Raw genomic sequence first — 24,503 nt, 5'->3', positions numbered from 1 at the left:
ATTAACTAGAAATAAAATGTTGTGGATTTGGAAAAGAGCGCACAATCGTGTCCGCTCTTTTCTTATGTTTTAAGCGAGGTGAACGTATCGGTGAATAAAAAAGAATTACACATATTTGAATTAGCAGAACCGGTTGTAGAATCATTGGACTACTCATTAATTGAAGTGGAGTACAAAAAAGAAGGTAAAGATTGGTTTTTAAGATTTTATTTAGACAAACCAGGTGGAATTACGTTAGATGATTGCGTACGTGGCAGTGAAGTACTTGCTGAGAAATTAGACGAATGGGATATTATCGACGGTCATTATTTCCTCGATGTCTCTTCACCAGGTGCAGAGCGTCCAATCAAAACTGAAAAAGATTTAGAGACGACGTTAAACAATGGTATTTATGTAAAAACGTACCAGCATATCGATGGTGAACAAGAATGGACAGGGATACTCACAGAGTACAATGACAGTTCGGTAACGATTAAGTATCGCGATAAAACGCGCGAAAAGACTGTAACAGTCGATCGTGACAAAATTGCTGTAATTCGTAAAGCTGTATTAGTTTGAATGGAGGAATAGTAGTGAATCAGGAATTACTGAATGCAATAGAATATATTCAAAAAGAAAAGAACATCCCAGTAGAAGTACTCGTTGAAGCAATTGAAGCGGCACTTTTAACTGCGTATAAAAGAAATTATAAAGAACATAAAAACGTCCGTGTAGAAATTAATATGGACACAGGAAACTACCGCGTTGTATCTAGAAAAGACGTCGTTGAGGAAGTAGAAGACGACACAGCAGAGATCGATTTACTCACAGCGAGAGAATACAACCCAGCATATGAAGTCGGTGACCCGTTTGATGAAGACGTAACACCTTCAGACTTTAACCGTGTCGGTGCACAAGCTGCGAAACAAGCAGTTATGCAAAGAATTCGAGATGCTGAACGTGAAATTTTATATGAAGAGTTTATCGATAAAGAAGATGAGTTATTAATCGGAACAGTTGATAGAGTCGACAGTCGTTTCGTATACGTCACACTTGGTAACACGGATGCTGTATTACCAGAGTCAGAGCGTATGGCAAATGAAGTCTACAAAACTGGCGATAAAATTCGCGTCTATTTAAACAAAGTAGAACAAACGACACGTGGACCACAAATTTACGTCTCACGTACACATCCAAATCTTTTAAAACGACTCTTCGAAGAAGAAGTTCCAGAAATTTATGACGGAACAGTACTGATTATGAGTGTCGCAAGAGAAGCTGGCGAACGTTCTAAAATTTCAGTATACGCTGAAAACGAAAACGTCGATGCAGTTGGGTCATGTGTTGGTGCAAGAGGTGCCCGCGTTGAAGCAATCGTCGACGAGTTATCAGGTGAAAAAATCGACATCGTATTATATGACAAAGATCCTAAAGTATACGTTAAAAACGCATTATCACCGTCAGAAGTGGTCGACGTAATTATTAATGAAGATGAAAAATCAACGACAGTCGTTGTACCAGATCACCAGTTATCACTCGCAATTGGTAAACGTGGTCAAAACGCACGACTTGCTGCGAAGTTAACAGGCTGGAAGATCGATATCGTTTCAGAATCTGAATTTAACGGTGATACTGAGGATGAAGAAACTTTAGAAGAAACTTTAGAAGAAACTGAAGTAGAAGAGTAGAGGTGTGACGTTTATGGCACGAAAAATTCCGATGAGAAAAGATATTTTATCTGGTGAAATGTTTAAAAAACAAGATCTTATACGAATCGTTAAAACGAAAGACGGCGAAGTATTTGCAGATGAAACTGGAAAGAAAAACGGTCGTGGTGCCTACGTCGTCAAAGATTTAGAAAAAGTAAACGATGCACGTGACAAAAAGGTTTTAGAAAGTAAACTCGGTGTATCAACAGAGGTGTTAGGCCCAGTGTATGACGAAATTATTCGTCTCATATACCGCGAGGATATTCCGAAGCGATGAATAAAGAGTTAAATTTACTCGGACTTGCAACACGTGCAGGAAAAGTAATTAACGGTGAACCTCTAACTTTAGATGGTATTAAACGTAAATCAGTGAAACTTGTTTACTTAGCAAGTGACGCTGGGAATAGTACAAAAAAGAGAATACGCGATAAAACAACAACTCAGTCAATTCCTTTAATTGAAGATTATACTAATCACGAGCTTTCACAAAGCACTGGAGCATATAACCGAGTGGTTCTCGGTGTGACAGATGTTGGCTTTAAAAAGAAGTTGTTAGAGTTGAATGAGAAAGGAACGTGATTCAATGAGTAAGATTAGAATTCATGAATACGCGAAACAACATAACTTACAGAGTAAAGAAGTTATAAATACTTTAAACGAGAGTGGAAAAGACTTTAGCTCTCATATGCAGACGTTAAACGATGATGACGTTAAACTATTAGACCAAAAGTTTGTTAAAAAAGAAAAGAAAAATGACAAACCAAAACAAAACAAAGATAAAAAACATAAACATAACAATAAAAAGCAAGACAATAAAAAGAACGTAAACAAAAAGAATGACAAAAAGAATAAGCAGCAAAAGCAACAACCAAAACAACAAGAAAAGCCTGTAAAAGAAGCTAAAGCTGAGGTTCAAGGTGAAAAGACGTTTACGTATGAAGAAGGAATTACAGTCGGTGAGCTTGCTTCAAAAATTAATGTCGACGCATCAAAAGTCGTTAAAGACTTATTTATGCTCGGAATTATGACAAACATCAACCAAAGTTTAGATGACGAAGCGGTTGAAATCGTCGCAGATAACTACGGCTATACAGCTGAAAAAGAAGAAGTTATCGACGACACGGACCTCGATATTTACTTCGATTTAGAAAACGAAGAGTTAACAGAAGAGCGTCCAGCGATCGTTACGATTATGGGACACGTTGACCACGGTAAAACGACGCTACTTGACTCAATCCGTAACGCAAACGTAACGAGTGGAGAAGCGGGTGGAATCACTCAGCATATCGGTGCATACCAAATTCATTGGAACGGTAAAGATATTACATTTTTAGATACACCAGGACACGAAGCGTTCACGACAATGCGTGCACGTGGTGCTCAAGTGACAGACTTAACAGTACTTGTCGTCGCTGCAGACGACGGTGTAATGCCTCAAACAATCGAAGCGTTAAACCACGCTAAAGCTGCAGAGACTCCAATTATCGTAGCAGTAAACAAAATCGATAAACCAACAGCAAATCCTGACCGCGTCATGACTGAACTCGGTGAACACGGATTATTCCCAGAAGACTGGGGTGGAGATACAATCTTCGTACCACTTTCAGCATTAACTGGTGAAGGAATTGATGATTTACTTGAAATGATTACACTAGTCAGTGAAGTTGAAGAGTTAAGCACAAAATCTGACCGCGATGCAATCGGTACAGTAATCGAAGCAGAGCTCGACAAATCACGTGGACCTGTAGCGACGCTACTCGTTCAGCACGGTACGTTACATGTTGGAGATTCTTTAGTTGTCGGAAACACGTTCGGTAAAGTACGTGCGATGACAAACGACTTAGGTCAAAGAATCCAAACAGCTGGACCATCATTACCAGTTGAAATTACTGGTTTAAACGATATTCCACAAGCTGGTGACAGATTCGTCGTCTTTGAAGACGATAAAAAAGCACGTTCTATCGGTGAAAAACGCCGTGAAGACAAAATTATGCGCGACCGCGAATCTACAAATAAGATTAGTTTAGATAACTTATTTGAAACGCTAAAAGAAGGCGAGTTAAAAGACTTAAACTTAATTCTTAAAGCGGACGTTCAAGGTACAGTAGAAGCACTTGCAGCGTCACTCATGAAGATTGATGTTGAAGGTGTAAATATCCGAATTATCCATACAGGTGTTGGAGCAATTAACGAATCAGACGTTACACTCGCAAACGCATCGAACGCGATTATTATCGGATTTAACGTACGTCCAGATGCAAACGCGCGTCGTACAGCAGAAAACGAAAAAGTAGATATTCGTCTACACCGCGTAATCTATAAAGCATTAGAAGAAATCGAGCAAGCAATGAAAGGGATGCTCGACCCTGAATACGAAGAAGAAGTCATTGGATACGCTGAAGTACGTCAAACGATTAAAGTATCTAAAATCGGTACAATCGCTGGTTCTTACGTGACTGAAGGTAAGATCACTAGAGACGCAGGCGTTCGTGTGATCCGTGAAGGTGTCGTTATCTTTGAAGGTGAGCTCGATTCACTGAAAAGATTTAAAGACGACGCAAAAGAAGTTGCTTCAGGATACGAATGTGGGATTACGATTAAAAACTTTAACGATATTAAAGAGGGCGACCAAATCGAATTGTTCCAAATGGTTGAAGTTAGGAGAGTTTAATTATGGCTAAGCGTAATGACCGAGTTGCAGAAGAAATTAAAAAAGTAGTGACTGAAGTCATCGACAACGAAGTGATGGATAAAGAACCATCGTTAAAACTCGTTACAGTGACTGAAGTTGAAGTTTCTGAAGAGCTTGAATATGCGAACGTGTACTTTACGACTTTAAACGAAAATAAAGCAGAAGTTGAAGATATTTTAAATAAATATCGTGGATTACTCCGTTCAGCAGTTGCAAAAAATATTCGTTTAAGAAAAGCACCAGAAATTTACGTGAAGTACGATCAATCTGTCGACTACGGTAGCAGAATTGAAGACTTATTAAACCAAATTAAAAACGAAGACAAATAATATGAGCGGCGATTCGTCGCTCATTATTTTTTCAAAGATTTAGTGTTATATTTATATTTAAATAAAAATCTTTAATCGAAAAAAGCAAGAGGTGTCACAATGTATAGTGGAGTCATCTGTGTGGATAAACCAAAAGGTATGACAAGTCATGACGTCGTCATGAAAGTCAGACGTAAATTACATATGAAAAAGGTCGGTCATACAGGAACGTTAGATCCGGATGTGACTGGTGTGTTACCGGTTGTCGTTGGAGATGCAACGCAACTGACTGAAGTGTTACAAGAAAGACAAAAAAGTTATACAGCAGTAGTAACGCTCGGATTTTCAACGACAACTGAAGATTCTGCAGGTGAAAAAGTAAAAACGAGTGACGTATCACATATTACTAAAGAAATGATCGACGACGTTATTGAAAACTTTGAAAGAGATTATAACCAAACAGTACCGATGTATAGCTCGGTGAAAGTAAACGGTAAAAAGTTATACGAATACGCACGAAATAACGAAAAGGTAGAAAGACCGAGCCGCGTCGTTACGATTTATCGTTTAGAACGTACTGGAGATATTACGTTTAAAGATACGATAGATTTTCAAATTGACGTAACATGCTCAAAAGGTACATACATTCGTACGCTCGCTGTAGACATCGGTCGTAAACTCGGTGTTGAAGCACATATGTCATATTTAAGAAGAACAGAATCGTGTGGGTTTACTGAAGATGATGCGGTCGAGTTAGATACGATTAGTGAAGCGTCGATTATTCCGATTTTAGAAGTTTTAAGCGATGAATATACTGTCGAACTATTAGATGAACTGAAAGATCGTGGGCCATTGTTTAAAATTTCAAATGGGCAAAAGATGAGTCAAAATGATATGATGAAACTAACGAATAATGAAGACGTAGAGACAGTTTTATTTGTTAAAAACAACCGACCAATCGGTTTGTATAAAAAACATAAAGAAAACGAATATAAACCGTTTAAAATGTTTCTTACGTCAAATGACTTGTGAGGGCTTTATGAAAACATATCGACTATATTATTCAAATGATTTATCTATAGAAAACGAACCAATCGCATTAGCGCTCGGTTTTTTTGATGGACTGCATCTCGGACATCAACAAGTGATCGACACGATGATTGAAATTGCTGAAGAAAAAGGGTTAAAAAAAGCAGTGATGACGTTTGATCCGCATCCTTCTGTCGTATTAAATCCGAAAATGCGACGTACGACGTACATTACGCCGTTAAAAGAAAAAGAAGAGATGCTAAAAGCAAAAGGTATCGATTACTTATTTGTCGTAAACTTCTCAAGTGACTTTGCAGCGTTATCTCCAGATACGTTTGTGAAAGAGTATTTAATCTCTAACAACGTGAAAGAAGTAATCGCAGGGTTTGATTTTTCATATGGGCAGTACGGTAAAGGATCGATTACGACGTTAAAGACGTACAACGAATTTAACACGACTAAAGTACTTCCGATAAACGAAAACGAAGAAAAAATTTCGACGACAAAAATCCGAGAACTTCTTTTAAGTGATAAGCTAGAAGAAGCAAATAAAATACTCGGTCGACCGTATCAAATTAACGGTGTCGTCGTTCAAGGTGAAAAGCGCGGGAGAACAATCGGATTTAGAACAGCAAACATCGAACCGAGCGGGCCGTTTTTACTACCGTCACTCGGAGTGTATGCTGTTACGATGACGATTGGTGCAGATGATACGATTTATAGAGGTGTCGCATCGATTGGTAAAAAGCCGACGTTCCACAAAGATTATAAAGTGACGATTGAAGTGCATTTAATTGATTTTGACCGTACGATATACGGTGAAGAAGTGTCAGTGTATCTTCATAACTATTTACGTGGAGAAAAGAAATTTGACGGTTTAGATGATTTAATTGAAGCGATGACAATCGATAAAGAAAACGCCATACAGTTACTTGAAAAATTCGAGTAAATCGCGTATAATTATTTAAGTGCGATATCTTGGTCATTAGACACCCTAACTTTTGACTCAGATATTAGCGAATATTTAATAAAAGGGAGGACATGACTATGTCAATGTCAAAAGAAAGAAAACAACAATTAATCGAAGAATACCGTGTACACGAAACGGACACTGGATCTCCAGAAGTTCAAATTGCAGTGTTAACTGAAGAAATTAACACATTAAACGCACACTTAAAAGTACACAAAAAAGACCACCATTCACGTCGCGGACTTTTAAAAATGGTTGGTCGCCGTAAGCACTTATTAAACTACTTACGTGAAAAAGACGTTACTCGTTACCGTGAGTTAATTAAAAAATTAGGTTTACGTCGTTAATAGAGAGAGCATACCATTTGGTATGCTTTTTTTTATATAAATTAGTCGTTAAAAATGGTATCATAAAGAGAAGTATGTAGAGGAGAGAAATTATATGATAGAAACTAAGAAAACGTTTCAAACGGAGTGGGCAGGACGTCCACTAATCGTTGAATACGGCGAAGTAGCCAAACAAGCAAATGGTGCAGTTCTAGTACGATATGGAGACACAGTTGTCTTATCGACAGTGACTGCTTCTAAAGAACCAAAAGATATGGACTTTTTCCCACTAACAGTGGCGTACGAAGAGAAATTATACGCACGCGGTAAAATACCTGGTGGATTTAATAAACGTGAAGGGCGTCCGAGTGAAGCAGCGACACTTGCGAGTCGTTTAATCGACCGTCCAATTCGTCCACTTTTCCCAGACGGATTTAGACACGACGTTCAAATTATTTCGACAGTGCTTTCTGTTGATTCAAACAACTCACCTGAAATGGCAGCGATGCTCGGTTCATCGATTGCTTTATCTGTTTCTGACGTACCGTTTAACGGACCGATTGCTGGTGTACGTATCGGTATTAAAGACGACGAGTTCGTCATTAACCCAGATGTTGAGACGTTAAACAACTCTGTATTAGAACTTGATTTAGCAGGAACGTTTGACGCAATCAACATGGTTGAAGCAGGTGCAAAAGAAGTACCTGAAGATAAAATGCTCGAAGCAATTCTTTTTGGGCATAAAGAAATTAAAAAGTTAGTCGAGTTCCAACAAGAAATCGTCGACTACGTGAATCCTGAGAAAATGGCATTTGAACCACCAGTTGACGACGAAGAAATTCAAAAGATCGTCGATAGTCAACTCGAGCAGTTTGATATTGAAGAGTGTGTATTAACAGTTGATAAGCACGAACGTGATAATAAATTATCTGAAGTGAAAGAAGCAATTATCGCTCTACTCGATGAAGAAGACGAAAACTTCGAAGCGAACGAAAAAGAAGCGAAACGCTTATTTAACGATGCGGTATTTAATACAGTGCGTCGTTTAATCACTGAAGATAAAATCCGTCCAGATAGAAGAAAACCGGACGAAATTCGTCCGTTAAACTCTCAAGTTGCGCTTTTACCTAGAGCACACGGCTCTGGTTTATTTACACGTGGACAAACACAAGTATTATCTGTTGCGACGTTAGGAAGTCTAAGTGAGCACCAAATTATCGACGGACTCGGAGAAGAAGAAGAGAAGCATTTCATGCATCACTATAACTTCCCGCACTTCTCTGTCGGTGAAACTGGACCACTTCGCGCTCCAGGACGTCGTGAGATTGGTCACGGTGCGTTAGGTGAACGTGCACTTAGCCAAGTCATTCCTTCACAAGAGGAATTCCCGTATACAATTCGCGTCGTGTCAGAAGTTTTAGAGTCGAACGGTTCTTCATCTCAAGCGTCAATTTGTGGTGGAACGCTCGCATTAATGGACGCAGGTGTGCCAATTAAAGCACCAGTTGCTGGTATTGCGATGGGTATGATGATGAATGGTGAAAACTATACAATCCTTTCAGACATCCAAGGTATGGAAGACGCATTAGGTGATATGGACTTTAAAGTAGCAGGTACTGCTAAAGGGATTACTGCAATTCAAATGGATATTAAAGTCGACGGATTACGTGAAGATATTTTAGAAGAGGCGTTAGAACAAGCACGCGTCGGTCGTCTACACATTTTAGATAACATGTTAGCGACGATCGAATCACCAAGAACAGTGTTATCACCATACGCTCCGAAAATTGAAACGATGACAATCAACCCAGATAAAATTCGTGAAGTCATTGGACCTGGTGGTAAACAAATTAACGAAATTATCGATGAAACTGGCGTAACGTTAGATATCGAGCAAGACGGAACGATCTTTATCGGTGCTGTCGACCAAGAAATGATCGACAAAGCACGTAAAATTATCGAAGACTTAACGCGTGAAGCAAAAGTTGGAGAAATTTACATGGGTACAGTAAAGCGTATTGAAAAATTCGGTGCGTTCGTTGAGTTATTCCCTGGTAAAGACGCACTCGTTCACATTTCTAATTTAGATCACGCACACGTTAAAAACGTGGAGGACGTGTTAAAAATTGGCGATGAAACACTCGTTAAAGTAACAGAAATCGATAAGCAAGGACGCGTAAACGCATCTCGTAAAGCGTTAATTGAAAAGAAAGATAACGATAAAAACAAAAAGAATAACGAGGAGGGATAAATCGTGGCAAAAGAAAGAAAGCGTGACGCGAACGTAAAAATCATCCCACTCGGCGGAGTTGGAGAGATTGCTAAAAACATGTATATCGTCGAGGTAGACGATGAAATGTTCATGCTAGACGCGGGGTTAATGTTTCCGGAAAACGAAATGTACGGTGTAGATGTCGTTATTCCGGACATTACGTACGTGAAAGAAAATATCGACCGTTTAAAAGCGATATTTATCTCGCATGGTCATGCAGATTCAATCGGTGCATTACCGTATATTTTAGAAGATATCGACGTACCGATTTATGCTTCAAAGCTGACGATTGCTTTAATTAAAGAATCATTTAAAGAATTAAATATTCGTAAAAAACAAAAGTTCTATACAATTAATAGTGAATCAAAAATGAATTTTAAAAATGCAAGTTTTGAATTTTTCGAAACGAGCCATAGTATTCCAGATTCTTACGGATGCTCAATTAAAACGAAGTACGGTTCAATTGTCTATACGGGAGAATTTAAATTCGATCAAAGTCTCGAAGGAGATTACGGATTTAACGGTGCGAAGATGTACGACTTAGCACGTGAAGATGATTGTCTCGTATTAATTAGTGATTCTACAGAAGCAGAAAAGCGCGGATATAATACACCTGAAAATATTATCGAAGAGCAGTTATTAACGGATTTCTTAAAATCTAAAGGGCGCATTATCGTGTCACTTTATGCATCGAACTTCGTACGTATTCAACAAGTGTTAACAAACGCACATAAAGCAAACCGAAAAGTGACATTTTTAGGTAAGACGTTAGAAGCATCGTTTAAAGTCGCAAGAAAGCTCGGATATTTCGATATTCCTGAAGGGTTACTCGTTCCGTCACATCAAATTAAAAACTTCCCAGATAATGAAATTGTCATTATCGCAACTGGTAAACAAGGGGAACCATTCGATGCACTGACAGAGATGTCAAAAGGAACGCATGAAGTGACAAACATTAAAGAAAACGATGAAGTGTATATTTTAACGACGCCATCGTCAAACATGGAAGTCATTTTATATTCAACGCTAAACGACTTAACTAAAGCAGGTGCTAAAATTTACTTACCGACAAGTGGAATTCACGCATCGAGTCACGGTTTAAGTGAAGAGTTAAAAATGATGTTTAATATATTTAAACCGAAATATTTTGTTCCTGTTCAGGGCGAATATAAAAACCAGATTGCTCACGCAAAACTTGCTGCTGAAGCAGGTATCGATCCAGAAAATATCTTCTTACTTGAAAAAGGTGACGTCGTCAGCTACGACGGAGAAGAGATGTACTATCAAGAAAAAGTACATGCAGGTAACGTCTTAATTGACGGTAGAGGTGTCGGGGACGTTGGTAACATCGTCTTAAGAGACCGCCGTATATTAAGTGAAGACGGTATATTCATTGCGGTTGTTACGATCGATCGTAACGAGCGAAAAATTAAAGCCGGTCCTGAAATTCAAAGTCGTGGCTTTGTCTACGTCAAAGAAAGTGAAGAGCTATTAGCCACTGCTGAAGCAATTGTAAAAGAAGTCGTTGAAGATTCTATTCAATCAGGAAACTTAGACTGGAACGACTTAAAACAAGACGTTAGAGAAGCGTTACTTAAGTTCTTATACGAAAGTACGAAACGTCGTCCGATGATTATACCAATCATATCTGAAATATAAGAAAGAATTTTGGAGATATTATATTATAGTATCTCCAAATTTTTTAGGAAGGAGTTTGTGATGGCGAAAAAGAAAGCAACGCGTCGTAAAAAGAAAGATGAGCGCCAAACCTATTATGCGTTAACGAGTTTTATCACATTATTACTTGTCTTTATATCTTTGTTTCAACTCGGTAGTTTTGGTGAATATATCGATTCAATATTTACGTACCTGTTTGGAACGAGTAAATATTTTACGTACTTAATCATTACATTAACGAGTATTTACGTCGCCATGAACCGTAACTTCCCATTCACAAAGCGCATGTTCGGTTATATATTGCTACAATTTGGACTGATTTTTTTATTCCATAGTGTGCTTTATTTAACGAACAAACCACTCATTAATAATTTTTATAGTTTTGATGAAATAAAAAATACGATCGCTACGACAGGATTTAAAAACTTCACCGGTGGCGGAATTATTGGTCAAGTACTATTTACAGCGATGAATAACACGCTCAGCTTTATCGGTACAGTTTTACTTGCTGCTGTGTTTATTTACTTTTCGATTATTATGATTCGAAATAAAAGCGTCGAAGAACAACTGCGTAAAGATTTTTCTCGCGTCGGGAAATTATTATCAGTGACGGGTAAAAACATCAATAGTAAAACGTCTGAAATCATCGAGAAAAATAAAGAAAAACGCGCGAACAAACCAGAGAAAATAGAGAAGAAAAAAGCGAAGAAAACTAAAGTTGAAGATCCAATTATCGAGTCTTCAAGTCATGATGATATCGAAGAAGAGGTCGAAGAAACAGTATATGAACCTGAAATTGTCGGCAGTGATGATATCGACAGTGACCTCGTTGAAACAAAAGATGAGACTGTTGATTTAGAGTACGAAGAAGAGGAACTCGATGACTCGATTGAAGACGTCGAAGAGAATACTCCACTCGACGAACTAGACGAAGAAGAAATTAAAGAGCTTCTCGAGTATAAAGTACCACCGATTACACTACTAAAAGATGCTGAAGTGTCAGAGAAGATGTCAAATGACGTCGTGTTAAAACAAGGTAAAGTTTTAGAAGAAACACTTCATAACTTCGGTGTAAAAGCGAAAGTTTCAAAAATTAGAATCGGTCCAGCTGTAACACAGTTTGAAGTGCAGCCGGATATCGGCGTAAAGGTTAGCCGTATTATTAATTTACAAAACGATATTGCACTGTCGCTTGCAGCAAAAGATATTCGTATCGAAGCACCGATTCCTGGTAAATCAGCTGTCGGTATTGAAGTGCCGAACTCGGTCGTTTCTATGGTTACATTACGTGAAGTCATGAAGCGTAAGACGAGTACAAACCCACTAGAAGTTGCGCTTGGTAAAGACATTTCTGGTGCACCGATTATGGCAGAGTTAAACAAGATGCCACACTTGCTCGTTGCTGGGTCTACAGGAAGCGGTAAATCCGTATGTATTAACGGTATTATCATTTCGATTTTACTAAATGCTAAACCGCATGAAGTGAAATTAATGATGATCGACCCAAAAATGGTGGAGTTAAATGTATATAACGGTATTCCACACCTACTGAGTCCAGTCGTGACGAATCCACAAAAAGCAGCGGACGCTTTACAACGCGTCGTAAACGAGATGGAACGTCGATATGACTTATTTAGTGCAACGAATACTAAAAACATTTCAGCGTATAACAATTACTTAGAACGTACAGCTGAAGATAAAGATAAAGTATCTAAAATGCCGTATATCGTCGTCATCATCGATGAGCTTGCAGATTTAATGATGGTCGCAAGTAAAGACGTTGAAGCAAGCATTACGCGTATTGCACAAATGGCACGTGCCGCAGGCATTCATTTAATTATCGCTACACAGCGTCCATCTGTTGACGTTATTACAGGGATCATTAAAGCAAACATTCCGTCACGTATTGCATTTGCCGTCAGCTCAACGACTGACTCTCGTACGATATTAGACTCTGGGGGTGCAGAAAAACTCCTAGGTAAAGGGGATATGCTCTTCTTACCATCTGGTAGATCAAAACCAGTTCGTGTCCAAGGGGCATTTTTATCAGATGAAGAAGTGAACGATGTCGTCAATTACGTCACGAGCCAGATGAAAGCAAATTACGATAAGTCGGTCATATTAAATCAAAAAGAGCCGAAAAAAGAAGAAGTTGAATCTGAAGACGAATTATACGGAGAAGCGAAATGGTTCGTCATCACAGAGCAGCGCGCAAGTGCAAGTCTACTTCAACGACAATTTAGAATCGGCTATAACCGTGCAGCGCGTCTCGTTGACGATTTAGAGCGTAACGGTATTATCGGACCAGCAAGTGGTTCAAAGCCGAGAAACGTACTCGTCACAGAAGACGAAATGGATGAGAGGGAGAGTTAGTATTGGAAATTAGAAATGAACGATTAAATAACATTCCAATCGTAACGATCGATACAAATAAATTTAAAACATTCACGTTACGCGTCACATTTAGAAATGAGTTAGACGTAAACACTGTTACAGCGAGAAATTTACTTGCTCGCATGATGGTAAAACGTACAAAGACGCATAATAGTGAAGCGGCACTCGTACAGTATTTATCAGAATATTACGGTGCACATCTAACGTATCAAACGTCAAAAGTTGGGACGAGTCATCTCGTCCACTTTACGTTAGAGTTTGTAAACGAACGTTTTATTAAAGAAGACTTAAACATATTAGAACACATGTCTAAACTATTAAATGACGTGTTAACGACACCATTCTCTTACGATGAAGAAACGGTTAAATTTTTAGAAAAAGAAAAACGACTCTATAAAAACCGTCTAAAAAGTATGATGGATAACAGTATGCAGCGCGCATACACAGGTCTTTTAAAAGAGATGTTTGGAGATAAACCAGAAGGACAACTGTCTTACGGAAATATTGAAGATATCGATGAAATTACAATCGATGACATTAAAAAAGTTCACAAGTCGATGATGGATACGGACGAAATGATGATTTTACTCTGTGGAAATATTGACGATCGTTCAATTAATCTTTTACAAAAAATCTACGATAGAGAAAACTATGTTGAATTACCGTTCAATAATTATGAAGTAGAACTTAAAAAAATTGTCAACTACAAAGTAATGCATGACGACGTAGAACAGTCTAAAGCAATTTTAGGTTTTAGAATCGATAAAGAAAAAACTAACGAAATGTCAGTGCGTATTTTTAACCGTATGTTTGGTGGTGGCGCGTCGAGCTATCTATTTAAGCATTTACGTGAAGCACGTTCGTTAGCGTATCAAATTAGTTCAAACGTCGATATTAAAAATGGATATTTATTTGCTTTAGCTGGAGTTGACCACTCACGTGTGAAAGAAACGGAACAGCACATCATTATCGAACTTGAAAAATTCCAAAATGGTGACTTTACTACTGAGTTTTTAGAAGAGACGAAGAAAAAGTTATTATCAGATAGAGAAAACAGTAAAGATCGAGCAAAAGGTATGATATCAATTGTATATAGCGAAAACTTAACAGGATTGACAGATGATGAATTTAAAGAAAAAGTTGAAAGCATTACGCGTGAAGATATTATTGAAGCAGCGCACTCGATTCATCTCGATACGGTATATACGCTAACAGGAGGAGAAAGTGATGACAGTTAAATATTATGAAGCACTTGAAGAAACAGTCATTAGTAAAACACTCCCAAACGGATTAGAAGTCATTTACGTTAAAAAGCCAGGGTTTAACAAAAAGTTTGCGACGTATACGACGCGTTTTGGTTCTGTAGATAATCATTTTACAGTCGACGGTGTGACGCACAAAATTCCTGACGGAATCGCACACTTTTTAGAGCATAAAATGTTTGAAAAAGAAGATGGTGATGTCTTCCATAAATTTAGTGAACACGGTGCAAGTGCGAATGCATTTACATCTTTTGACCGTACGAGTTATTTATTTAGTTGTACAGACAACTTTTATGACAACTTAAAACTCCTTATGGATATGGTCGAAGAGCCTTATTTCACCGATCAATCTGTTGAAAAAGAAGTCGGTATTATTAACGAAGAAATCAAAATGTATCAAGATAATCCGGGGTATAAATTATTCTCTACGATGATGGAGTCACTATATAACACACATCCGGTTCGTATTGATATCGCTGGAACGCTCGACTCGATTCAACAAATTACAAAAGAAGATTTATATTTGTGTCATGAGACATTTTACGCACCGAACAATATGGTGTTAATCGTCGTCGGTGATTTAGATGATAGTGAGTTATTTAGTTTTATCGAAACACATCAATCAAAACGTAATCACGACCCGAAAGAGTTAACACTTCATACAGTGACTGAAGAAAATCACGTTCACGACAAAGAAAAAACAATTAAGATGAACGTGTCGGATGACAGAGTGATGCTCGGATATAAATATAATCACGATTTAGATGACGCGTCGTTATTAAAACTCGATTTCACAATGATGTTTGCGTTAGAGATGGTATTTGGAGCGAAATCTCAGTATTTCTATGATCTAATCGATGAAAATCTTGTAGATGATAGTTTCCAATACGGCTTCCAAGGGGAATCTGACTTCTCACACACGCTATTTATTGCACATAGTGAAAAACCTGAAGAAACGATTCAGCGAATTCAGGCGATTATCGATGAAGTTAAAAATACGGATTATTTCACTGAAGAGATGTTACAAAGCGAAAAACGTGAAACAATTGGTGACTATTTATCTTCTTTAAATTCACCAGAATATATTGCAAATCAATATACAAAATATTTATTAGACGGTGGCAACCTTTATGACATTCCAAATATCGTCGATTCGATTACCGTCGATGACGTGAATGATGCATTTAACACTGTATTAAATGACGACTATGTCTCTGTCGTGATGATGAAAAATGCGTAACGTCATACTAGTTGGAAGTAGCGGATCCATTGGATCCGCAATACATAACGAATTAAAAGACGAACACGTCATTAGCTATTCTAGACACACACCGTCAACTTATGACAATTTGCATCATTACTTTGACTTATCACAGCCGATTTCTATAGAAGAAGTCGAAGCGACGTTTAAACATATCGAAACAATCGATTGTTTAATTTATACACCTGGTAGTGCGTATTTTGATATGCTAGAAGATACACCACTACATGTTATCGACGAACAGTATAACATCCAAGTGCGGAACTTAATTGTTTTTATACAGGCAGCATTACCGAGATTAAAGAAGAGTTCACACGGACGCATCGTCGTTATTTCAAGTGTGTACGGTCAAATTGGTGCGAGTTGTGAAAGTGTTTATGCGTCGATGAAAGGTGCACAAAACACACTCGTTCGTTCACTCGCTGTCGAGTACGCGAGTACGAATATTACGATTAACGCCGTCGCACCAGGTGCTGTTAAAGGTAAGATGACTAATCTTTTAAGTGAAGAGGATATTAAAGTTTTACTCGAAGAGTTACCACAGCAAAGACTGATTGAACCAGTTGAAGTTGCAAAACTTGTGAACTTCGTACTCAGTAAAGAGAGTCAATCGATCACAGGTGAAGTGCTAAATATTAACGGTGGATGGTACACGTTATAAAGAAGGGTTAAATTATGAGTTTAGGACCATATTTAAGAAATGTGAGAGAACAAAAAGGCATTACGTTACGTGAAATTGAAGCACGTACGAATATTCGTCGTGACATTATTCAAACGATTGAAAGAGGCGACTATCACGCGCTTCCGGATAGTAGTCATACGAAGTATTTAATTCGTACGTATGCGGATGCTTTACAGTTAAATAGTGACGATTTGTTTGAACGTTATGGTGACGAAATACCGACAAAAGAAGCGGTCTATAAAGAACGTAAAGAAAATAAAGTCGATAAAGACATGCTCTATTTAAAAAAGACGATATATACTTTTTTAATTGTGATCGGAGTGTTGTTTGTTCTTTGGCTTGTTCTTTTACAAGTCGGTGGACAAGGAGATTACTTTAGAAAGTCTCCTGTATATGATGAGGTCGAAGTCTCACCTAAAGAAGAAAGCGACACGTTTAACGTAACGCTAGAGCGCGTTGAAGACAATACAGCATTTTATACGATAAATACGTCAAATGACATTAACGTCACGTTTAAAGGTGACGGGAGTACTGTCAACATGACAGACGATAACAATAATACGTATGTTAACGAAACAATTAATGATGAGACATATTTAATTCAGTCAGATGCATCAGAGTTATTTATTGCAGTTGAAGACAACGACAAACTCAGTATTTTTGTGAATGATGTTGAATTAGAAGACGATGAAGTACAAAATGACGGCACGTTGTTTTATCATTTTACGATTGAGAGGGAGTAAACTATGAATTTACCTAACTGGATTACAGTGATAAGAATCATACTAATACCGGTCTTTATTATATTTGCAATTAACGATTTTAACTTCGGTACAGTAGCGATACTTGGAGGAAACGAGATTTTAATTGAGCAACTTATCGCAGCGATTATTTTCGTCGTCGCATCACTCACAGATGCGTTAGACGGCTATTTAGCACGAAAGTTAAATTTAATTACAAATATGGGTAAATTTCTAGACCCACTTGCAGATAAACTACTCGTCGCTTCAGGTCTCATTGTATTAGTCGAGTGGTCAGTAATTTCAAGTTGGATCGCTATCGTAATTATCGCAAGAGAATTTGCAGTTACAGGATTACGTTTACTTCAAATCGAACAAGGGTTTGTCAGTGCCGCTGGTAATTTAGGAAAAATTAAAACAGTATTCCAAATGGTTGCTCTCGTCTTACTTCTATTTGGAGATTTATTTGTCAATTATATCGGGGTATCTATCGGCATGATATCTCTATATATCGCAGTGTTCTTCACGATTTTATCGATGATTGAGTATTTCTACAAAGGACGAGACGTGTTTTTAAATCAAAAAGCGTAACTTTTAATTATCTGCTTTAAAAAGTAAGCGATATTTAAAATACTGAATTTAATATTTGAAATTTAGCACATAAAAGACGAACATATATTCGTCTTTTATTTTTTGTTATGGTATACTTTAAATATCGAAAAATGATTTAAAAGATAGTTCGGAGGAATGTAATAGATGGATGAAAGACAAAAAGCTCTAGAAACTGTTCAAAAGAATATGGATAAGATGTTCGGTAAAGGTGCCGTTATGAAACTCGGTGACGATCCTGGACGTAAAGTAAAAACGACGTCATCAGGTTCGATCACATTAGACCGTGCACTCGGTGTCGGTGGATATCCACAAGGTAGAATTATCGAAATCTACGGACCAGAATCTTCAGGGAAAACGACAGTCGCATTACATGCGATTGCTGAAGTGCAGCGTCAAGGTGGAATCGCTGCATTTATCGATGCTGAGCACGCACTGGACCCAGTGTATGCTAAAAACTTAGGTGTCGATATCGAGAATTTATACCTGTCTCAGCCAGACCACGGGGAGCAAGGATTAGAAATCGCCGAAGCATTCGTACGAAGTGGTGCAGTGGATATCGTCGTTATTGACTCAGTTGCAGCATTAACACCAAAAGCAGAAATCGAAGGTGAGATGGGAGATACTCACGTCGGTTTACAAGCGAGAATGATGTCACAAGCATTACGTAAACTATCTGCTGCAATTTCTAAAAGTAATACGACAGCGATTTTCATCAACCAAATTCGTGAAAAAGTTGGAGTTATGTTCGGTAACCCGGAAACGACACCTGGTGGACGTGCGCTGAAGTTCTACAGTTCAGTTCGTTTAGAAGTGCGCCGTGCAGAACAGTTAAAACTCGGACAAGATATCGTCGGAAACCGTACGAAAATTAAAGTTGTTAAAAACAAAGTTGCACCACCATTTAGAGTAGCAGAAGTAGATATTATGTACGGACAAGGTATTTCTAGAACAGGTGAACTTCTCGATCTCGGAGTCGAATACGACATCGTCGATAAAAGCGGTGCGTGGTACTCTTATAACGGGGAAAGACTCGGTCAAGGTAAAGAAAACGCAAAAGAGTACTTAACGAATAACCCTGAAGTACTAGAAGAAATTAATGATAAATTACGAAACGAATTAGGCTTTGAAGGTGAAGTCACTGAAGAAAGTGAAGAAGTAGAAAACAGCCTATTTGATGAGTAATATTATCAAGCATGAGTCACTCTCATGCTTGATTTTTTTATGTAAAATATATAAAATGAAATCTGTATGATAAATTATTATATTTAAAATACACATTTTTAACCAACACGTGAATAGCATGTATTAGGGAGGTGTTTTTTGTGGACATGAAAGACATTTTCTTAATCTTACTTGGTATTATTCTCGGTGTTGTTATCGGATATTTAATCGTCAATAGAATTATGACGAATAAGCAGCAACAAGCAAGATCTTCAGCTGAACATATCATCGAAGAAGCAAATAAAACTGCGATGAATTTAAAAAAGGAGAAATTGCTTGAAGCAAAAGAATACAATCAAAAGTTAAAAGAAGAGTTTGATCGTGAGCAAAACGATGCACGACAAAAACTACAAGCTTTTGAATCTCGACTACTTTCTCGAGAGGAAAACTTAGATAGAAAAAGTGAAACTCTAGATAAGAAAGATGAGATATTAGATTTAAAAGAAGCGAAAATTGAAGACAAACAGCAATCGGTGGATGCCAAGGAACAAAAGATTAATGAAATCATCAGTCAACAAAATGATGAATTAACTCGCATCTCCGGATTAACAAGTGCTGAAGCTAAAGATGAAATCTTTAGAGCGCTCGAAAAAGAACTGTCACACGATATGGCTGTAATGCTAAAAGAGCGTCAAGAACAAGCGGAATATGAAGCGGACCGAAAAGCAAAAGAATTGCTTGCGACGACGATTCAACGATACGCAGCAGAGTACACGAGTGAATCGACGGTATCTGTTGTCAACTTACCAAACGACGAAATGAAAGGTCGTATTATCGGACGTGAAGGTCGTAACATTCGTACGATTGAAACGTTAACAGGAGTCGATTTAATTATCGACGATACACCAGAAGCGGTTATCCTTTCAGGATTCGATCCAATACGTAGAACGATCGCTAAAAATGCGTTAGACGAACTCGTCTTAGATGGACGTATTCACCCAGGACGCATTGAAGAAATGGTCGATAAAGCAAGACGTAATATGGAGAGTATCATTCGTGATGCTGGTGAACAAGCAGCATTCGAATTGGATATTCATAATTTACATCCTGAACTCATTAAACATCTTGGTAAGATGAAATTCCGTTTAAGTTACGGTCAAAACGTATTAAAGCACTCAGTAGAAGTTGGATTTTTAGCAGGTATGCTCGCTGCTGAACTTGGCGAAGACGTGAGTCTCGCGAGACGTGCAGGATTACTCCACGATATCGGTAAATCGATCGACCATGAAGTCGAAGGTTCACACGTAGAAATCGGAGTAGACTTAGCAAAACGCTACAAAGAAAACGAGACAGTGATTAACGCAATCGCTTCACATCATGGTGACGTTGAAGCAACGAGTATCATTTCTATAATCGTTGCAGCAGCTGACGCATTAAGTGCAGCACGTCCAGGTGCACGTCGTGAAACGTTAGAAAATTACGTAAAACGACTTGAAAACTTAGAGAAAATTGCAGAAGGCTACGACGGCGTAGAGAAGTCGTTTGCTATTCAAGCGGGACGAGAAATTCGAATTATGGTTCGTCCAGAAGACGTCGATGATGTACAAGCATATCGACTCGCTCGAGATATTAAATCACAAATCGAAGATGAACTGCAGTATCCAGGACATATTAAAGTGACAGTTGTCCGTGAGATGAGGGCTGTAGAATATGCCAAATAAAGATTGGAACATTGTTTCCAATCTTTTTTTATGAAAGGAATAAAAGATTGAGAATTTTATTTATTGGAGATATTGTCGGTAAAATTGGGCGTCGAATGGTAAAGGAAAATTTACCAGAGTTAAAACGAGAATATAACATACAATATACAATCGCAAACGGAGAAAATGCTGCACACGGCAAAGGGATGACAAAAGCGATTTATAAAGAGCTCATGGGATACGGTGTGGACTTTATCACACTCGGAAACCATGCATTTCATAAAGATGAAGTATTTGAACTCTTTGAAGCAGATAAAAAAATTATCCGTCCACTTAATTATCCGTCAATCGTTCCAGGCGAAGGATTTAAAAAAGTAAATATTAACAATGAAACGTTAATGATTGTGAATCTACAAGGGCGTAGTTTTATGGAGTCGATTGATAACCCGTTTACAGAAATCGATGCATTGTTAAAAAGAGAATCCGCTGATCAAATATTTGTGGATTTTCACTGTGAAACGACATCTGAAGCGATTGCAATGGGATATTATTTAGACGGTAGAGTGAATGCTGTCGTCGGGACGCATACGCACGTTCAAACGAACGACGCAGTCGTTTTAGACAACGGGACGATGTACATAACAGATGTCGGTATGACAGGGTATAAAGATGGCATACTCGGTATCGATAAAGAAGCGGTCATTTCTAGATTTTTAGACCAATTACCAAAACGACATGTCGTACCTGATAAAGGTGATGGTATTTTATCTGCAGTAGTGATTGATACAGTCAAACAGACAATTGAACCGATTTTAATACGAGAGTAATCGGACATAAGTATGAATTTTAAGTGAATGACAGTATGTACACTGAATTCAACAGTTAAATTTGATATGATTTAACTGTTAGAGGAGGCACGAAAATGATCAGTCAATTATCATGGAAAGTCGGTGGACAACAAGGTGAGGGAATTGAGTCGACAGGTGAAATTTTCTCAACGACGTTAAACCGTATGGGGTACTATTTATATAGTTACCGTCACTTTTCATCAAGAATTAAAGGTGGTCATACGAACAACAACATTCGTATTTCAACAAAAGAAGTACGATCAATTAGCGACCACACAAATATATTAGTTGCGTTCGATCAAGAGACGATCGATATTAACGCAAGCGAGTTAATAGATGGCGGTGTAATATTAGCTGACGAAAAGTTTAAACCAGAAGTAAAAGAGGATTTAAACGTTCAGCTCATCGCAGTTCCATTTACTGAAATCGCAAATGAACACGGCAGTAAGTTAATGAAAAACATGGTTGCTGTCGGTGCAAGTGCAAGTCTTATGCATCTTGATATTGAGAAGTTTACAGATATGATTTATACGATGTTTGCACGTAAAGGGCAAGAAATTGTCGATAATAATATAAATGCATTAAAAGACGGGTTTAATTATATCGAAGAACGACTCGACCAAATCGACGGAGACTTTGAATTAGAAAAAGTTGAAACTCGTGATTCTTTATATCTCATTGGTAACGATGCGATAGGTTTTGGTGCATTAAACGCAGGTGTACGTTTTATGGCAGCATACCCAATTACTCCAGCGAGTGACATTATGGAGTATATGATCGAACATTTACCAAAGGTCGATGGTACAGTCATCCAAACTGAAGATGAAATTTCAGCGGTTACGATGGCAATCGGTTCGAACTATGCAGGTGCAAGAAGTTTTACATCTAGTTCAGGTCCTGGACTGTCACTGATGATGGAGTCTATTGGACTATCAGGTATGACTGAAACGCCACTCGTAATCGTCGATACGATGCGTGGAGGTCCGTCAACAGGCCTTCCTACAAAGCAAGAGCAATCGGATTTAATGCAGATGATTTATGGTACGCACGGTGAAATTCCAAAAATCATCCTCGCACCAACTGACGTAGAAGATGCGTTTTATCTGACAACTGAAGCGTTTAACTTAGCAGATGAATATCAAGTGCCTGTCATTCTTTTATCAGATTTACAAATGTCACTCGGTAAGCAGTCATCAAATCCGTTTGACCCTTCAAAAGTCGTCATTAATAGAGGACAAATGATTACTGAAGACATCGACGGAGACGAAAGTTACTTTGAACGCTTTAAAGTGACAGAAAGTGGTATTTCCGCACGACCGATTCCTGGAGTGAAAGGCGGTATTCACCACGTCACGGGTGTTGAACATAACCCGAACGGTACGCCTAACGAAAGTGCAGTGAACCGTAAAACACAAATGGACAAACGTATGCGTAAACTTGAGGGACTAACGATCGATGCACCGTTTAAAGTAAATGGTGACGTAGACTCTGAGTTACTCGTCATTAGTTTCTTAAGTGGTAACGGCCCAGTCGATGAAGCGGTCGAACGTATCGATAAAAATATAACGACGATTCATATGCGTCAACTGTTCCCAGTGCCAATTGAAGCACTACAGCCATACTTAGATGGCGCTAAAGAGATACTCGTCGTCGAGCAAAACTATACGGGACAACTATATAACATCATTAAGATGAACTACCCACACCATGGTAAAATGTCTCAGTTTAATAAATATGACGGTACGCCGTTAAAACCGGTAGAAATCGAACGTCATTTGAACGAATTATTGTAATTAAAGGATGAATAGTCATGGCAAAATTTAAAGATTTTAGAAACGATATAAAGCCAAACTGGTGTCCTGGATGCGGTCACTTCAGTATTCAATCTGCGATTCAACGTGCCTCTGCAAACGTTGGATTAGAGCCAGAAGACTTAGCATTAGTCAGTGGGATCGGTTGTAGTGGACGTGTATCCGGATATATTCGTTCATATGGTTTCCACGCAACACACGGTAGAAGTCTACCAATCGCCCAAGGTATTAAAATGGCCAATAAAGATTTAGAAGTTATCGCAACAGGTGGAGATGGTGACGGATTTGCGATCGGTGTTGGACATACTGTTCATGCGATCAAACGTAACATTGATATGACGTATATCGTCATGGATAACCAAGTGTACGGCTTAACAAAAGGTCAAACATCACCGTCAAGTGCGAAAGGATTTGTTACGAACACGACACCAAACGGTTCAATTGAAAGTCCAATCGTTCCAATATCAACTGCGATGGCAAGCGGTGCGACATTTGTCGCTCAAAGTGTCTCGTCTGATATTAAAGGATTAACTGCAATAATTGAAGCGGCAATTAAACACGACGGCTTCGCATTCGTAAACGTTTATAGTCCGTGTGTCACATACAACAAAGTGAACACATATGAATGGTTTAAAGAACGTGTGACTGATATCGAAGATATCGAAGACTACGATAGAGAAGATCGCAACAAAGTAATGAACTACATTAACGAGCACGAAGGGTTATTAAAAGGAATTTTATATCAAGACAATCACTCTAAATCATATGCATCACATATCGACGGCTATTTAGATGAAGCAGTCGTTAATCATGATTTAAAATTAAAAGATGATCAGTTTAACGAACTGATGAATCATTTCGCATAATAAAACACGCAAATTAAGAGGAATCTTAGTTTGCGTGTTTCTTTTTGTTTGGGTGAGAGGTTTTGGAGATTTTGCGTTAACGAATTTGAACATGCGTTTACGCAAATTGAGCTGCACCCCTAAAGTTGGACATGAAAATCCAACTTTAGGGGTGTTTTTGTATGAAGTATAAAAAGCATAGCTTTGAATTTAAGGTAAAAGTAG

At 38.2% G+C, this 24,503-nt stretch carries 22 protein-coding genes; all 22 read left to right on the top strand.

The annotated features are described in order from the left end of the window. Positions 1–90: 90 nt before the first annotated feature. The 22 genes from rimP (at position 91) to BBS29_RS06670 (ending at position 24,299) form a co-directional block, all read left to right on the top strand. A complete protein-coding gene (gene rimP / locus BBS29_RS06775; protein ID WP_068130475.1) occupies positions 91–558 on the top strand; it encodes a ribosome maturation factor RimP in 468 nt (155 codons plus the stop codon). A 14-nt stretch (positions 559–572) separates the two neighbouring features. Beyond that, positions 573–1,667, top strand: coding sequence for a transcription termination factor NusA (gene nusA / locus BBS29_RS06770; RefSeq protein ID WP_084778903.1), 1,095 nt, complete (start codon positions 573–575; stop codon positions 1,665–1,667). A gap of 13 nt (positions 1,668–1,680) precedes the next feature. Next, positions 1,681–1,965 carry an RNase P modulator RnpM gene (rnpM, locus tag BBS29_RS06765; RefSeq protein WP_068130472.1) on the top strand — a complete coding sequence of 95 codons (285 nt, stop codon included), beginning with the start codon at positions 1,681–1,683 and terminating at the stop codon, positions 1,963–1,965. Next, positions 1,962–2,267, top strand: a complete 306-nt coding sequence (locus tag BBS29_RS06760; RefSeq protein WP_068130470.1) for a L7Ae/L30e/S12e/Gadd45 family ribosomal protein — start codon at positions 1,962–1,964, stop codon at positions 2,265–2,267. The genes rnpM and BBS29_RS06760 overlap by 4 nt, the downstream gene beginning before the upstream one ends. 4 nt (positions 2,268–2,271) lie before the next feature. Beyond that, a complete protein-coding gene (gene infB, locus BBS29_RS06755) occupies positions 2,272–4,359 on the top strand; it encodes a translation initiation factor IF-2 (RefSeq protein WP_068130561.1) in 2,088 nt (695 codons plus the stop codon). A gap of 2 nt (positions 4,360–4,361) precedes the next feature. Next, positions 4,362–4,709 carry a 30S ribosome-binding factor RbfA gene (gene rbfA, locus BBS29_RS06750; RefSeq protein WP_040929133.1) on the top strand — a complete coding sequence of 116 codons (348 nt, stop codon included), beginning with the start codon at positions 4,362–4,364 and terminating at the stop codon, positions 4,707–4,709. A gap of 99 nt (positions 4,710–4,808) precedes the next feature. Next, the gene (gene truB, locus BBS29_RS06745; RefSeq protein WP_068130467.1) at positions 4,809–5,720 is read left to right on the top strand and encodes a tRNA pseudouridine(55) synthase TruB; all 912 of its coding nucleotides are present in this window, start codon (positions 4,809–4,811) and stop codon (positions 5,718–5,720) included. Positions 5,721–5,727: 7 nt separating this feature from the next. Further along, a complete protein-coding gene (locus BBS29_RS06740; RefSeq protein WP_068130464.1) occupies positions 5,728–6,666 on the top strand; it encodes a bifunctional riboflavin kinase/FAD synthetase in 939 nt (312 codons plus the stop codon). 98 nt (positions 6,667–6,764) lie between these two features. Next, entirely contained in the window at positions 6,765–7,034 is a 270-nt protein-coding gene (gene rpsO, locus BBS29_RS06735; protein WP_040929129.1) for a 30S ribosomal protein S15, read from the top strand. A gap of 94 nt (positions 7,035–7,128) precedes the next feature. Beyond that, positions 7,129–9,264 carry a polyribonucleotide nucleotidyltransferase gene (pnp, locus tag BBS29_RS06730; RefSeq protein WP_068130461.1) on the top strand — a complete coding sequence of 712 codons (2,136 nt, stop codon included), beginning with the start codon at positions 7,129–7,131 and terminating at the stop codon, positions 9,262–9,264. A 3-nt stretch (positions 9,265–9,267) separates the two neighbouring features. Then, on the top strand, positions 9,268–10,944 hold the full coding sequence (locus BBS29_RS06725; protein WP_068130458.1) for a ribonuclease J: 1,677 nt from the start codon (positions 9,268–9,270) through the stop codon (positions 10,942–10,944). Between the two features lie 60 nt (positions 10,945–11,004). Continuing rightward, positions 11,005–13,335 carry an FtsK/SpoIIIE family DNA translocase gene (locus BBS29_RS06720; protein WP_040929126.1) on the top strand — a complete coding sequence of 777 codons (2,331 nt, stop codon included), beginning with the start codon at positions 11,005–11,007 and terminating at the stop codon, positions 13,333–13,335. A gap of 2 nt (positions 13,336–13,337) precedes the next feature. After that, entirely contained in the window at positions 13,338–14,594 is a 1,257-nt protein-coding gene (gene yfmF / locus BBS29_RS06715; protein WP_068130454.1) for an EF-P 5-aminopentanol modification-associated protein YfmF, read from the top strand. Continuing rightward, on the top strand, positions 14,584–15,858 hold the full coding sequence (gene yfmH / locus BBS29_RS06710; RefSeq protein ID WP_068130452.1) for an EF-P 5-aminopentanol modification-associated protein YfmH: 1,275 nt from the start codon (positions 14,584–14,586) through the stop codon (positions 15,856–15,858). The genes yfmF and yfmH overlap by 11 nt, the downstream gene beginning before the upstream one ends. After that, complete coding sequence (locus BBS29_RS06705) at positions 15,851–16,540, top strand: SDR family NAD(P)-dependent oxidoreductase (protein WP_068130449.1); 690 nt, start codon at positions 15,851–15,853, stop codon at positions 16,538–16,540. Before yfmH ends, BBS29_RS06705 begins: the two co-directional genes overlap by 8 nt. 14 nt (positions 16,541–16,554) lie before the next feature. Continuing rightward, positions 16,555–17,304, top strand: coding sequence for a helix-turn-helix domain-containing protein (locus BBS29_RS06700; protein WP_068130448.1), 750 nt, complete (start codon positions 16,555–16,557; stop codon positions 17,302–17,304). A 3-nt stretch (positions 17,305–17,307) separates the two neighbouring features. Then, positions 17,308–17,892 carry a CDP-diacylglycerol--glycerol-3-phosphate 3-phosphatidyltransferase gene (pgsA, locus tag BBS29_RS06695; protein ID WP_068130445.1) on the top strand — a complete coding sequence of 195 codons (585 nt, stop codon included), beginning with the start codon at positions 17,308–17,310 and terminating at the stop codon, positions 17,890–17,892. A 165-nt stretch (positions 17,893–18,057) separates the two neighbouring features. Continuing rightward, complete coding sequence (gene recA, locus BBS29_RS06690) at positions 18,058–19,095, top strand: recombinase RecA (protein WP_068130443.1); 1,038 nt, start codon at positions 18,058–18,060, stop codon at positions 19,093–19,095. Positions 19,096–19,235: 140 nt separating this feature from the next. Beyond that, a complete protein-coding gene (gene rny, locus BBS29_RS06685; protein ID WP_068130441.1) occupies positions 19,236–20,795 on the top strand; it encodes a ribonuclease Y in 1,560 nt (519 codons plus the stop codon). 47 nt (positions 20,796–20,842) lie between these two features. Then, the gene (locus BBS29_RS06680) at positions 20,843–21,601 is read left to right on the top strand and encodes a TIGR00282 family metallophosphoesterase (RefSeq protein WP_068130438.1); all 759 of its coding nucleotides are present in this window, start codon (positions 20,843–20,845) and stop codon (positions 21,599–21,601) included. A 95-nt stretch (positions 21,602–21,696) separates the two neighbouring features. Next, on the top strand, positions 21,697–23,415 hold the full coding sequence (locus tag BBS29_RS06675; protein ID WP_068130434.1) for a 2-oxoacid:acceptor oxidoreductase subunit alpha: 1,719 nt from the start codon (positions 21,697–21,699) through the stop codon (positions 23,413–23,415). Positions 23,416–23,432: 17 nt separating this feature from the next. Next, positions 23,433–24,299 (top strand): 2-oxoacid:ferredoxin oxidoreductase subunit beta, encoded by an 867-nt coding sequence (locus tag BBS29_RS06670; protein ID WP_068130431.1) that lies wholly within the window; start codon positions 23,433–23,435, stop codon positions 24,297–24,299. The last annotated feature ends 204 nt before the right edge of the window (positions 24,300–24,503 follow it).

The sequence above is a fragment of the Nosocomiicoccus ampullae genome, assembly GCF_001696685.1.
Classification (GTDB): Bacteria; Bacillota; Bacilli; order Staphylococcales; family Salinicoccaceae; genus Nosocomiicoccus; species Nosocomiicoccus ampullae_A.
Note: the sequence above shows the minus strand (reverse complement) of the source record. Positions and strands in the feature narration are given on the sequence as shown.